The organism is Pontimicrobium sp. MEBiC06410 (genome assembly GCF_053601615.1).
Genome location: NZ_JBSHNT010000143.1, coordinates 90,195 through 103,319, shown reverse-complemented (window position 1 = coordinate 103,319; position 13,125 = coordinate 90,195). Strand labels below are relative to the sequence as shown.

The following is a 13,125-nucleotide window of genomic DNA, read 5'->3' as shown; positions in this document are numbered from 1 at the left end:
TTTAAGCATTTTTTGTTGGTACGAAAATGTTTTTTACTCTATCTATTACACCTTGTAATATACTAAAAATAGCTTCGGAAGAAAACCCACCTATAAGAGCTAAAACACTTTTATTAAATAAATTAATAGCTTCGGCATCTGTGGTATAAAAGGAAATAACTTCAGACATTAATAATCCAGCTATAATACCTAATACAATTTGTGCAGCATATTCCATTGTTTCTTCTGGAACTAAAGTTCCGTTTAAAACTGAAGCACTTACTCTTTTTAATATAGAAAATAGAACACCAAGTCCAGAAACGGATGCTAAATACCCTAAGTTAAGTAACAAATTAATACCATTATTTGCCATCATACCTTGATCTAAAGATTCATTACTTACTTCTTTAGTTTGACCAGTAAATATAAAAACTGCTAAAAAGAAAATTGCTAATAATATTAAGTTTCGTACTAAAGGAAGTTTACTAAAAAAGGTTTTATCCTGACCTTTTTCATGAAGTTTTTTAGTATACTCTATAGATTTTGGGGTAGCAGGCGCTATGTTTTTGCACAATAAATTATGAGCATTAATTAAATCGTCTACATTACTATTTTGTATTAATGCGTTTACTTCTGTATTTATTATAATCCCATTATACACAGCAAAAGATAACATGTTATTTATCTCTAAACTTAATTTATCTATAACTTGCTGAGAAATGCCCGATTTTGCTGTATCTATCGGTTTTATATTCTGGTCTGTTGTAGTCGCTTTGCTTGTGGTTGCACTAGGTTGTATTGTAGCTTTAGGAGTGGATGTTGTTGTTTTTGATGCTCCTTTTTTTGTTGTATTAGTTTTAGGTGTAGTCGCTTTTGTTTCTACTTTAGGTGTAGTTGTTTTTGGCGTAATAGGATTGGTATCGGCCATTTTGTTTAGTTTTAGTTAGTTATTTTATGGTGTGCTAAAAATAAGGATTACTTTAATTATAAACCCCCGTATAAATACGCTATTTATTAGAACATTTTAAATATACTAAAAAAGCCAAACAATAGATTCTGTTTATTTTATAACCGAAAATGTTTTTATGGCCTCATATCTAATAGATTTAAAATCGTTAATTACCATATCTGCTAGACTATAATCTTGGTTCTTAGAATTTATACTATCAAATCCAACGCAATAAACACCCGCAGCTTTAGCGGCTTTAATACCGTTTGTAGAGTCCTCAATAACAATACACTCCTCTCTTTTATGCCCCGATACTTTTGCTGCTTTTTCAAAAATTTCTGGATGTGGTTTAGACGCTTTTAAATCGGCACCACTTAGTTTAGCAATAAAATACTGATCTAAGTTAAAGCGCGTAAATACATTGTTTATAGTAAACATAGAGGCAGAAGATGCTAATACTAACGTAACACCATTATTATAATAATCTTTTATTAAATCTAAAACACCATCAATAAGTTGTAAACTAGGATCATTATGAAATAAATTTGTAAAAGCAGAACGCTTACTCTGTACTAATTCTTCAGGATCATTACTTAAATTAAAGTGGTCGCATAAACGTCTGCAAATGTTTATAGTAGATTGCCCTGTAAACGATTCGTATAACGCTGTAGAAACCTCAATATTAAACGCATCAAACATCATATAATACGCTTTATGGTGCAACGGTTCTGTATCTACAATAACCCCATCCATATCAAAAAGTACTGCTTTAAGCATAATTTTATTTTTAGTTAAGCGAATATAATTATAGTTCTTATATTTAATTGCTGTTATTACAATTTTATAATAGAAAATTAATCCTATATTAATTTACATGATTACATTTATCATTTTCGGCTTTTTAGTTGGTTTTGCTATTATTGCCCTATCAAAAATAAAAAGAAAACCGGTAGCCACTTTCCCTAAAGATTGGCACCCTATTTTATTAGAACATGTTTTATTTTACAGAAACCTATCGGCATCTAAACAGGTATTATTTCAAAAACGAATGATGGCTTTTTTAAGTGAAGTACATATAGATGGGGTTTCTATAAACATTGAAACTCTAGATAAAGTCTTAATTGCTGCCAGTGCAGTTATTCCTGTGTTTGGTTTTAAAGAATGGTATTATAATAATTTAAGTGGAATTATTTTATACCCAGATACTTTTAACGAAGACTTAGAATTCTCTAATAAAGGAAAAAAAAGACGTATCCTAGGCATGGTGGGAACAGGACGTTTTGAAAAACAAATGATTCTTTCTCGTAAAGCACTACGCCAAGCTTTTTTAAATGACACAGATAAACATAATACACCTGTACATGAATTTGTTCATTTAGTAGATAAAATGGATGGTAAAACTGACGGTATTCCTGAACACATTTTAGGTAAAGATTATATAAAGCCATGGCAAGAATTAATGCATAGCGAAATGAAAGCAATAAATAACGATCAATCGGATATTAGAAAATATGCATTAACTAACGAAGCTGAGTTTTTTGCAGTTACTTCAGAGTATTTTTTTGAAAGACCAAAACTTTTTAAAAAGAAACATCCAAAACTTTATAATATTCTTAAACAGTGTTTTCAACAAAATCCTGCAAAAAGGTAATCATGATTTTAACCATTAATGTCATGTAACCTTTTTATAAATTTTAAACATTATAGGAAAAACCAACACAAAACACCCTATTATTTACCCAAAAGGAGCGCTTTATTTACGTTTTAACTTTTTAGTTATCATAATTATACTCTAGGTTATAACCGTATACTCTAAAAATTATTTTAGTTTTGTAATTATAAAAACTAATGATTTTTTTATTCATATGAAAATTGAACAAATATACACAGGTTGCCTAGCTCAAGGGGCATATTATATAGAAAGTAATGGAGAAGTAGCAATTATAGACCCTCTAAGAGAAGTTAAAGGCTATATTGCTCGCGCAGAAGACAATAATGCGACTATAAAATACATTTTTGAAACTCATTTTCATGCCGATTTTGTTAGCGGGCATTTAACTTTATCTAAAGAAACTGGAGCACCTATAATATATGGGCCTACAGCAACCCCTTCTTTTGAGGCTATTATAGCTAAAGATGGACAAGAGTTTAAATTAGGAAAAGTTACCATTAAGGCATTGCACACTCCTGGCCATACTATGGAAAGTACAACCTATTTATTAATAGATGAAAATGGAAAAGAACATGCCATTTTTAGTGGAGACACCTTATTTTTAGGCGACGTAGGCAGGCCAGATTTAGCGCAAAAAGCGGCTAATATGACAATGGAAGAACTTGCAGGCTTATCGTACGATAGTTTAAGAAACAAAATCATGCCATTAGCGGATGATGTTATAGTATATCCTGGACATGGAGCAGGTTCTGCATGTGGAAAAAACATGATGAAAGAAACGGTAGACACCTTGGGCAATCAAAAACAAATGAATTATGCTTTAAGAGCCGATATGACTAAAGAAGAGTTTATAAAAGAACTTACCGATGGTTTATTACCTCCTCCATTATATTTCCCGTTAAATGTAAAGTTAAATAAAGAAGGTTACTCGCACATAGACGATGTTATAAAACAAGGCGATAAAGCTTTATCGCCAGAAGCTTTTGAAGCAGCTGCAAACGAAACCGATGCATTAGTTTTAGATGTTCGTCATCAATCAGAATTTATAAAAGGCCATATTCCTCGTTCTATTTTTATAGGTTTAAAAGGTGGATTTGCACCATGGGTTGGAGCATTAATTGCAGATATAAATCAGCCATTACTTTTGGTTGTAGATGAAGGTAGTGAAGAAGAAGCTATCACCCGTCTGTCTCGTGTTGGGTTTGATAATACTTTAGGATATTTAAAAGGTGGTATTGAAGCTTGGAAAAACGCTGGAAAAGAAATAGATACTCTAGAATCTATTTCTGCCGAGACATTCAAAGAAAGACTTGAAGCTAATACTATTCCTGTTTTTGATGTAAGAAAAGAAGGCGAATTTATTGCGGGTCATATTGAAAAAGCAAACTTTACACCTTTAGATAATATAAACAATCACTTATCTGAATTTCCGGAAAATGAGCCTTTTTACGTACATTGTGCCGGAGGCTATCGCTCAGTTATAGCAGCTTCTATTTTAAAAAGTAGAGGCATACACAATATTATAGATGTTGCTGGAGGTATGGGAGCTATTAAAAAAGTAGGCATTCCTATTTCTGATTTTGTTTGTCCTTCAACTTTAAAATAATCCTAATTATACATAAATGGAATTTATTTACAACACATGGCCTTGGTACGTCGCTGGCCCATTAATTGCTTTTATAATGTTTTTACTCCTTAAACTGGGGAAAAAATTTGGTATGTCTTCTAATTTAAGAACACTATGTGCTATTGGAGGTGCAGGGCGCTTTTCAGACTTTTTTAAATTTAATTGGCAAGCTAGTAAATGGAATTTATGGATTGTTGCTGGGGTAATCGTTGGTGGCTTTATAGCTTTTAACTTTTTAACACCTACTCCACCACAAATACACGGTGATGTTGTAGCGCAACTACAGGAATTAGGAATAAATAGTACAAACAGTTCTTTTTTACCAACAGAGCTTTTTAGTTTAGACAATATGCTTACACTTAAAGGATTTTCTATATTATTAATTGGAGGCTTTCTAGTTGGGTTTGGAGCACGTTATGCTGGTGGTTGTACTTCTGGACATGCCATTTCTGGGTTAAGTAATTTACAACTTCCTTCTCTAATTGCTGTTATTGGTTTTTTTATAGGAGGTTTAGTTATGGTACATTTAATATTCCCTTTAATTTTTTAAGATGAAACAAGTATTATATTTTTTTAGTATAGGATTATTTTTAGGCATTTTATTTATTAAATCGGAAGTAGCATCTTGGTTTCGTATATACGAAATGTTCCAGTTTAAAAGCTTTCACATGTATGGTATTATCGGCTCTGCAATTGTACTAGGCATTTTAGTGGTAAAATATTTTAAAGCATCACAAACAAAAGACATTAATGGAAAGGCTATTGTTATCGCTCCAAAAGAAAAAGGATTTGTACGTTATATTTCTGGAGGTATTCTTTTTGGACTAGGCTGGGCTCTAGCCGGAGCATGCCCTGGACCTATGTATGTATTATTAGGTTCTGGTTTTGTTAGTATTCTGGTTTTAATATTTGGAGCACTTTTAGGTACTTTTGTTTATGGCTTACTAAAAAAGAAGTTACCTCATTAAACAGTGATCCAATATCTTTTTTTAATTGCGCATACTTAAAAAGTATTAATATGACAATTGACCACATAGACCATATTGTTTTAACTGTAAAAAATATTGAAGAGACAATTAAATTCTATACTGAAATTTTAGGCATGAAAGCTGTAACTTTTGGTACAGATAGAAAAGCCCTAACTTTTGGAAACCAGAAAATAAACCTTCATGAAAAAGGTAAAGAATTTATGCCAAAAGCTAATTTTCCAACCTGTGGGTCTAGTGACTTATGTTTTATTGTTTTAACAAAAATTGAACTCGTAAAAGTAGAGATTGAAAATAAAGGAGTTAAAATTGTAGAAGGTGTAGTAGAAAGAACAGGAGCTCTTGGAAGAATAAAATCAATATATCTAAGAGACCCAGACATGAACTTAATAGAATTAAGCAATTATATATAAATCACCACTAGTCTATTTAATGGTTAGTGCAGCTATATTAGTCTATCTTTTATAGATATCCATTTAGTTTTTATTTATTAAATTAGTTACATATAACTAACTATATATAAACGCTACTTAACACATCGATTATAAAGTCTATACAAGCATATACCTTTTAATTAACTATATCTTAAGTAAGTAGCTAACAAAACTTAAATAAAAGATATATTATGGAATCTACAGATTATATAATAATTAATGGATATAAACATGTTTCTTATAATACAGAGGTATTTTCAGAAAATATATTAATAGAAAAAAGTAAAGCTTTTCATGACTGGTTAGATAAAAGAAGATCTGTAAGAGATTTTTCAGATACGCCAGTACCAAAACAAGTTATAGAAAATTTAATAAAAAGTGCTTCTACTGCTCCATCTGGAGCTCACAAACAACCTTGGACATTCTGTGCTATCTCTAATCCTTTATTAAAAACACAAATTAGAAAAGAAGCAGAAATTGAAGAAAAAGAAAGTTACGAGAACAGAATGAGTGAACGCTGGAAAAGAGATCTAGCACCTCTAGCAACAGATATGCACAAACCTTTTTTAGAGATTGCACCATGGTTAATTATAGCTTTTAAAAAAGTGTATGAATTTGGAGCAAACGGAGAAAAGCATAATAATTATTACGTAAATGAATCTATAGGAATTGCTTGTGGTATGTTAATTTCTGCAATTCATGATGCTGGTTTAGTAACATTAACACATACCCCTAGCCCAATGAATTTTTTAACAAAAATTTTAAATAGACCTTCAAACGAAAGGGCTTTTTTATTGCTTCCTGTTGGATATCCAAAACTTCCCACTTTTGTCCCCGATTTAAAAAGAAAAGCATTGGAGGAAGTCACCGTTTTTTACGAATAATAGGCCTTAACACATCCTTTTTATTTTTTTTCAATAGATGTTGTAACGTTTTAAAAGATTGTGCGTCATATAAGTATCAATCAAAAAAATCACAACGCAATGAAAGAAGACAAACAATTATTAGTAATTACCCATTTAAGTCAATTAGTAACTTTATTAACAGGATTTGGTAGTTTAATCTTACCATTAATACTGTGGGTTACTCAAAAAGAACGTGTTTACCAAATGGATAGCCATGGCAAAAGCATTATTAATTTTCAATTAAGTTTAATTATTTATGCCATAGTATGTGTGCCACTAATTTTATTATTTGGATTAGGTGCTTTAGGACTAATCATTTTAGGTATAGTAGCAGTTATATTTCCTATTATTAATGCCATTAAAGCTAGTAATGGAGAAACCCCATCATATCCTTTATCTCTTAATCTTATTAGTTAGTTAGTTTAAAATTTTCGAGATAAAAAAAGCGCTCACTATAAAGTGAGCGCTTTTGGTATTCTGTAGTTTTGTATTATTTTTTTATATACTTCCCTTTCTTACTACCAGCATAAATTTCATATTTTAAAAAACGAGATTCTAATTTTGCATTCTTTAAATGTATTTTTCGAAAAGGCCTTAAACCAACATGTTTAATAGATTCTATATTAGAGGTAATAAACCATGCTTCTGTATTTGGGTAATTTTGCTTCAAGGTATCCCCTATTTGCTTATAAAAGGTTTCCATTTCAATGTCTAAACGTTCTCCATAGGGTGGGTTAAACACCATGTGAAGTTTTCTATCGCCTCCTTTTTGAGTTTTAAAGAAATCCTCATGTTTAATAGTAATAAACTCCTCTAAATGTGCATTTTTAATATTGTCCTTTGCTTTTGTGACAGCACTTGGCGATTTATCGAAACCAAAAATTTTATAATGAAAATCTCTTGTTTTGTTTAATAAAGATTCTTCAATTTTTTCAAATAAATCTACATCCCAATCTTGCCAACGCTCAAAAGCAAATTCTTTACGCATTAAGTTTGGAGGAATATTACAAGCTATCATAGCTGCTTCGGCTAGCATGGTACCACTACCACACATAGGATCCATAAAATCCGATTGCCCATCCCAACCCGATAGCATTATTAACCCTGCAGCCAAAACTTCATTAATTGGCGCAATATTAGTAGCCATTTTATAACCTCTTTTATGTAACGAGTCTCCAGATGCGTCTAAAGAAATATTACACGTTTCTCTATCTATATGTACATTTATCTTTAAATCTGGAAACTTTAAATCTACATTTGGGCGTTCTCCTGTTGTATCTCTAAACTTGTCAACAATAGCATCTTTTGTTTTTTGAGAAATATACAACGAGTGCGTAAAAACTTTAGAGTTTAAAGTAGAATCTACCGCAATACTACCAGAAGGCTTCATGTATTTACTCCAATCCATTTTATAAACTTGATTGTATAAGTCTTTTTCATTTCTAACGCGAAATGTATGTATTGGTTTTAATATTTTTGTAGCAGTACGTAATGCTAAATTAGCTTTGTACATAAACCCTTTGTCTCCAACAAAACTAACATTACGTACACCAATTTTTACTTCACGTGCGCCTAGCTGTGTTAACTCTTTAGATAATAACTCTTCAAAGCCAAATAAGGTTTTGGCTACCATTCTGAAATTTTCTTCCATTATTTTCGTCTAATAGATTGCAAAAATAGAGTATTTTTGCACGAAACTGACTATTAAGTAAAACCAGATTCTCATTTTCATGAGAAAAATTATGACAGAAAACGAAACAACATGGTATGCCTCTTGGTTTGATACCCCGTTTTACCACATATTATATAAAGATAGAGATTATACAGAAGCTGAAGCCTTTATGTTTAATCTTACCGAATATTTAAACATTCCTGAGCATGGTAAAATTTTAGATTTAGCCTGCGGAAAAGGTAGACATTCCATTCATTTAAATAAACTAGGTTTTAACGTAACTGGTGTGGATTTATCTGAAAATAGTATTGCTCATGCTAAACAATTTGAGAATGAAACTTTAACTTTTAAGGTTCATAACATGACCAAGTCGTTTAATGAGGAGTTTGATGCTGTTTTTAACCTTTTTACAAGTTTTGGTTATTTTGATAATCCTGAGGATAATTTAAACACTATAAAAGCTATAAAAACTAATTTAAACGAAACTGGTTTTGGCGTTATTGATTTTATGAATAGTGATTATGTTATAGATAATTTAGTACCTGAAAATATAAAAACTGTTGATGGTATAGATTTCCACCAAAAACGCTCTGTTATTGATGGGTTTATAGTAAAAGATATTTCGTTTACTTATAAGGATAAAGCCTATCAATTTCAAGAACGCGTTAAAGCGTTAACTTTAGCAGATTTTGAAGCGTATTTTGAACAAGCGGGCATACATTTAATAGATATTTTCGGTGATTATAAATTACGTAAATTTGATAAAAAATCATCCGAACGTTTAATCCTTATTTTTAAATAGCGAATGCTTACAATTATACTTCCTATTATTTCTGTAGTATTGGGTTTTTTAATTGTTTGGCTTTTAAAACCTAAACAAAACAAAAACCTTAAATTATTACTAGCATTTAGTGGTGCTTTTTTATTATCTATTACCGTATTTCACTTTTTACCAGAAGTGTATCATCATGATAGTAAACATGTAGGTTTATTTATAATGATTGGTATTTTGCTACAAATTATTTTAGAGTTTTTCTCTAAAGGCGCAGAACATGGCCATGTACATTTAGATAAAAACGCAACAAATTTTCCTTGGTTATTATTTATTAGTTTAAGTATACATAGTGTTTTAGAGGGTATCCCCATAGAAACGCACCACAACTTAATGTATGGTGTTATTATACATAAACTACCTGTAGCTATTATTTTAGCTACATTTTTGTTAGCCTCAAAATTAAGCAGAGTTAGTGCTTTATTATTTTTATTATTATTTGCACTAATGACTCCTTTTGGTATGTTTTTATCGGCCAATTTTAAGTTTATACAAACCTATTTTATGGAAATTTCTGCTATAGTAATTGGAATTTTTCTTCACATTTCTACAACTATTTTATTTGAAAGTAACGAAGGCCATAAATTTAATATTACAAAACTATTAACTATTGTTTCTGCTGTAGTTATTGCTTACTATATTTAATTAAAACTTATGTTCTCAAAGGAAGAATCAAGACAAATACGACAACTTTTTTGGACAAGCTTTGGAAAGTCTTTCCCAAGAAAATGGATTTTATATAATACAAAAATTAAAGGTTTTAGCTTTAAATTTCATTTTGATAATAAAACTGCTGCTGTATTTTTAGATTTGGAAGATGATTTAGAAAATAGAATTAAATACTGGGAGAAGCTACAATCGCTTAAAACGATATTAAAAGACGAGTATTTACCCGATGCCATTTTTGAAGAGGAATATTATTTAGAGAATGGTAAAGAAATCTCCAGAATACATCTGTATTTAGATCAAAAAGTTTCTATTCATAATAAAAACTCTTGGCAAATGGTTATGGAGTTTTTTAATGAGAAAATGAGTGCTTTCGAAGCCTTCTTTGAAACGTATAAAGATATTATTAAAGACTAAATTATCTTGCCTTTAATAATATCTTTATGTCTTGCTAATAGTTACTATTCTATTTGTGTCATTTCATTAAGTACAAAATCTTCAACTGCTCCTTCCGTTGCTATAACATATTCGGCTAAATGCACATTATTCATATGTTTTTGCCAAAGCGCTTTATTTTTCCAATTTTCATAAAATAAAAATAAATTTTCATTTTCATTATCTTGGTGTAAATCGTAGTTTATACAGCCTTCTTCTGCTTTAGTTAAGTCTATTAACTTTAATAGTTCTCTTTTTACTAACTCTCGTTTATCTGCTTTAGCTAAAATTTTCGCTACAATTGTTAGTTTACTCATATGCTTAAACTTTTAAATCGTTTCTATTATTTTATCGATATCTATTCTAGATTTTGCTTTTTTATGAGGTTGATTACTATCCTCTTCGTCTCTATACCCTATAGCTACAGCAACTATTGTAGTATAGTTTTTATTTTTTAGTATTTTATTGTAGTTCTCTGGCTCTATGCCTTCCATTGGTGTAGAATCTATTCCCATTTCTGCGCAAGCACTTAAAAAAATACCTAAGGCTAAATACACTTGTCTATCAAACCATGCTTTTATTTGTGCTTCGGGCATTGGTTTTATAAATTCTTTATAATAGTCTACTGCTCCTTTTGGTAATTCGCGTTCTATTTGCTCTTCAAATAAAGCTAAGTCATTAATTCTGTTAAATACAACAACTGTATCACAGTCTTGCACTTTACCTTTATTTAACCACGATACTTCAGACAGTTTGTATCTAATATCTTTATCTGATACAAATGTAAATTTCCATGGTTGACTATTTATAGATGACGGACTTAACCTTAAAATTTCTTTTAAAGCTTTTTTATCTGCTTCTGTTATTTTCTTTATACTATTATACTTTTTTGTAGTATAACGCTTATTCATTAATTCTATAAAACTCATTTTAAATATTTTTAATTACTATACTTTTTATAGTTGCAAAACTAAGTATAGTATTTTATCTTTGCAATAACGGTCTAAAAGGATAGTATAATTTTAACTTTAATTTATGCATACTTATAACGGAAAAGAATATCCATGCTGCGCAAGTTTAACAATGGGTATTATTGGAGGAAAATGGAAAACTGTAATTTTATATCATTTATTAAATGACACTTTACGTTACAATGAATTAAGAAAAAAAATACCAACGGTTACAGAACGCACGCTAAGTTTACAATTAAAAGCTTTAGAGGAGGATAATATTATACAACGTACAGTGTATACTACTAAACCTCCTTTAAAAGTAGAATATTCGTTAACCGACTTTGGTAAAACACTTATTCCATTAATTAAATCGATAGCTAATTGGGGCGATTTTGTAATTGAAAATTATGCTTCTAAAAAAGGATAGTCTGTATAACCTTTTGCCGTACCGCCTCCAAATAGTGTATGGTTATCTGTAATTTTATTTAATGGTGCATTAAGTTTAACACGCTTAGGATAATCTGGGTTAGTTAAAAAATGCCTACCAAAACCAACTAAATCTACCAAGTTATCGTCCAGCAATTCATTAGCTTCTTTTGGTGTTTTATTTCCTGTTGCAATTATTGTTTTACTAAATGTATCTCGTAGTTGATGTCTAAAACTAAGAGGTATTTGGGGAGCATCATCCCAGTCTGCCTCACATAAATGAATGTAGGTAATTCCTATATCTTCCATTTTTTTTGTGGCTAACTCAATAGTCTCTAAAATTTCGGGATCATTCATATCTTTAAAACTTATAAATGGAGATAAACGAACACCTGTTTTTTCTGAGCCTATTTCATTTACTACTGCTTTAGTTATTTCTGTTAATAGTCTAACTCTATTTTCTTTACTTCCACCATAGTCATCTACTCTAAAATTAGAGTTACTTCTTAAAAACTGGTCTATTAAATAGCCATTTGCTCCATGAATTTCTACACCATCAAACCCAGCTTCTATAGCATTTTTAGCGCCAATTCTAAATTCTTCAATAACTTGTGCAATATCTTCATTTTGCATCGCTTTGGGTGTCTCAACTGGTACAAAAGTGGCATCTCCATTGGGTGCTCCATCAAAAATATAAACTTTAGTTTCTTTCGCTATTTTTGCAGAGGGTCCTATTGGTTGTAATCCATTTACTTTAGAACTAGATACTCTACCTACATGCCATAATTGCAAAAATATTTTGCTTCCTTTTTTATGTACTTCATTTGTTATTAGTTTCCATCCTTCAATTTGCTCTTTAGTGTAAATTCCGGGTGTTTTAGAGTAGCCTTTTCCTTGAAGTGATATTTGTGTTGCTTCTGTAATAATAAGTCCTGCCGATGCTCTTTGCCCGTAATATTCTGCCATTAATGCATTAGGGATATCTCCTGGTTGTGATGCTCTTGATCGTGTCATTGGCGCCATTAAAAAACGATTTTTTAATGAAATCCCTTCCATGTTATATGGTGTAAATAATGTATTTTTCATTTTTATTGTCTTTTATTTAATAATAAGTTTAATTTTTCTCGACTAAATATGGTTGTAAATCCTGCAAATATTCCTACGAGTAGAGGAACTAATAATTCGGGTATTATGGTTGTAAACGTTACTCCTGATGCAAAAAATAGAACTGTTCCCAAAAATGTTGCTGGTACAAATTCTCCCCAATCTTCTATAATTTCAAGGAATATTAAAATTGTTGCTACCCAAAAAACAACAAAGGCTGTTACGTATAATTCGGTTTGTGCTGGTGCCATTGTGTTTAAGTAAGCAATGGCATAAGTGCCAATAAGAGCAATAAAGATACCCACAAAAAAGGCCAGTAACATTTTAAAGGATTTTTTCATATTGCATGCGTGCAAAAAGTAATTTGCCCAACCAAAAAATACAACCCATGCTTTTACAGCTAATACACCTGAAACCAATATTACAAAGGCAGATATTAGCCCGACTAAAAGTGCGTGTAAGATTGCGTTTTTATACTTCATTGT

At 30.7% G+C, this 13,125-nt stretch carries 18 protein-coding genes; 11 read left to right on the top strand and 7 right to left on the bottom strand.

What is annotated here, in order from left to right:
- Position 1: 1 nt before the first annotated feature.
- Both ACVC08_RS05230 and ACVC08_RS05225 read right to left on the bottom strand, forming a co-directional pair.
- Entirely contained in the window at positions 2-907 is a 906-nt protein-coding gene (locus ACVC08_RS05230; RefSeq protein ID WP_452601263.1) for a hypothetical protein, read from the bottom strand.
- 132 nt (positions 908-1,039) lie between these two features.
- Entirely contained in the window at positions 1,040-1,705 is a 666-nt protein-coding gene (locus tag ACVC08_RS05225) for an HAD family hydrolase (protein ID WP_452601262.1), read from the bottom strand.
- 97 nt (positions 1,706-1,802) lie between these two features.
- Here ACVC08_RS05225 and ACVC08_RS05220 point away from each other — a divergent pair, with 97 nt between their 5' ends.
- The 7 genes from ACVC08_RS05220 to ACVC08_RS05190 all read left to right on the top strand — a co-directional run bounded on the left by ACVC08_RS05220 (position 1,803) and on the right by ACVC08_RS05190 (position 6,969).
- Positions 1,803-2,579, top strand: coding sequence for a M90 family metallopeptidase (locus tag ACVC08_RS05220; RefSeq protein WP_452601261.1), 777 nt, complete (start codon positions 1,803-1,805; stop codon positions 2,577-2,579).
- Positions 2,580-2,793: 214 nt separating this feature from the next.
- The gene (locus ACVC08_RS05215) at positions 2,794-4,206 is read left to right on the top strand and encodes an MBL fold metallo-hydrolase (RefSeq protein WP_452601260.1); all 1,413 of its coding nucleotides are present in this window, start codon (positions 2,794-2,796) and stop codon (positions 4,204-4,206) included.
- Positions 4,207-4,222: 16 nt separating this feature from the next.
- Positions 4,223-4,777, top strand: a complete 555-nt coding sequence (locus ACVC08_RS05210; protein ID WP_452601259.1) for a YeeE/YedE family protein — start codon at positions 4,223-4,225, stop codon at positions 4,775-4,777.
- 1 nt (position 4,778) lies between these two features.
- Complete coding sequence (locus ACVC08_RS05205; RefSeq protein WP_452601258.1) at positions 4,779-5,195, top strand: YeeE/YedE family protein; 417 nt, start codon at positions 4,779-4,781, stop codon at positions 5,193-5,195.
- A 50-nt stretch (positions 5,196-5,245) separates the two neighbouring features.
- On the top strand, positions 5,246-5,626 hold the full coding sequence (locus ACVC08_RS05200; RefSeq protein WP_452601257.1) for a VOC family protein: 381 nt from the start codon (positions 5,246-5,248) through the stop codon (positions 5,624-5,626).
- 212 nt (positions 5,627-5,838) lie between these two features.
- Positions 5,839-6,531 (top strand): nitroreductase family protein, encoded by a 693-nt coding sequence (locus tag ACVC08_RS05195; protein ID WP_452601256.1) that lies wholly within the window; start codon positions 5,839-5,841, stop codon positions 6,529-6,531.
- 99 nt (positions 6,532-6,630) lie between these two features.
- On the top strand, positions 6,631-6,969 hold the full coding sequence (locus ACVC08_RS05190; protein ID WP_452601255.1) for a DUF4870 domain-containing protein: 339 nt from the start codon (positions 6,631-6,633) through the stop codon (positions 6,967-6,969).
- Between the two features lie 73 nt (positions 6,970-7,042).
- Here the strand turns inward: ACVC08_RS05190 and ACVC08_RS05185 are convergent, their stop codons facing one another.
- A complete protein-coding gene (locus tag ACVC08_RS05185) occupies positions 7,043-8,203 on the bottom strand; it encodes a THUMP domain-containing class I SAM-dependent RNA methyltransferase (RefSeq protein ID WP_452601254.1) in 1,161 nt (386 codons plus the stop codon).
- Positions 8,204-8,294: 91 nt separating this feature from the next.
- Here ACVC08_RS05185 and ACVC08_RS05180 point away from each other — a divergent pair, with 91 nt between their 5' ends.
- The 3 genes from ACVC08_RS05180 to ACVC08_RS05170 are packed head-to-tail and all read left to right on the top strand — an operon-like array spanning position 8,295 to position 10,139.
- Positions 8,295-9,026 (top strand): class I SAM-dependent methyltransferase, encoded by a 732-nt coding sequence (locus tag ACVC08_RS05180; protein WP_452601253.1) that lies wholly within the window; start codon positions 8,295-8,297, stop codon positions 9,024-9,026.
- Between the two features lie 3 nt (positions 9,027-9,029).
- Positions 9,030-9,701, top strand: a complete 672-nt coding sequence (locus tag ACVC08_RS05175; RefSeq protein ID WP_452601252.1) for a ZIP family metal transporter — start codon at positions 9,030-9,032, stop codon at positions 9,699-9,701.
- Positions 9,702-9,710: 9 nt separating this feature from the next.
- Entirely contained in the window at positions 9,711-10,139 is a 429-nt protein-coding gene (locus ACVC08_RS05170) for a DUF4268 domain-containing protein (RefSeq protein ID WP_452601251.1), read from the top strand.
- Positions 10,140-10,183: 44 nt separating this feature from the next.
- Here ACVC08_RS05170 and ACVC08_RS05165 read toward each other — a convergent pair whose 3' ends face one another.
- Together ACVC08_RS05165 and ACVC08_RS05160 are read right to left on the bottom strand one after the other, a co-directional pair.
- Positions 10,184-10,474 (bottom strand): putative quinol monooxygenase, encoded by a 291-nt coding sequence (locus ACVC08_RS05165; protein WP_452598835.1) that lies wholly within the window; start codon positions 10,472-10,474, stop codon positions 10,184-10,186.
- 12 nt (positions 10,475-10,486) lie between these two features.
- Positions 10,487-11,086, bottom strand: coding sequence for an NAD(P)H-dependent oxidoreductase (locus tag ACVC08_RS05160; protein ID WP_452601250.1), 600 nt, complete (start codon positions 11,084-11,086; stop codon positions 10,487-10,489).
- Between the two features lie 106 nt (positions 11,087-11,192).
- On the opposite strand from ACVC08_RS05160, the gene ACVC08_RS05155 reads away from it, so the two are divergent.
- Positions 11,193-11,537, top strand: coding sequence for a winged helix-turn-helix transcriptional regulator (locus ACVC08_RS05155; RefSeq protein ID WP_452601249.1), 345 nt, complete (start codon positions 11,193-11,195; stop codon positions 11,535-11,537).
- Here ACVC08_RS05155 and ACVC08_RS05150 read toward each other — a convergent pair.
- Both ACVC08_RS05150 and ACVC08_RS05145 read right to left on the bottom strand, forming a co-directional pair.
- Positions 11,516-12,622, bottom strand: a complete 1,107-nt coding sequence (locus ACVC08_RS05150; protein ID WP_452601248.1) for an alkene reductase — start codon at positions 12,620-12,622, stop codon at positions 11,516-11,518. The genes ACVC08_RS05155 and ACVC08_RS05150 overlap by 22 nt on opposite strands.
- A gap of 2 nt (positions 12,623-12,624) precedes the next feature.
- Positions 12,625-13,122, bottom strand: a complete 498-nt coding sequence (locus tag ACVC08_RS05145) for a DUF1097 domain-containing protein (RefSeq protein WP_452601247.1) — start codon at positions 13,120-13,122, stop codon at positions 12,625-12,627.
- Positions 13,123-13,125: the final 3 nt, after the last annotated feature.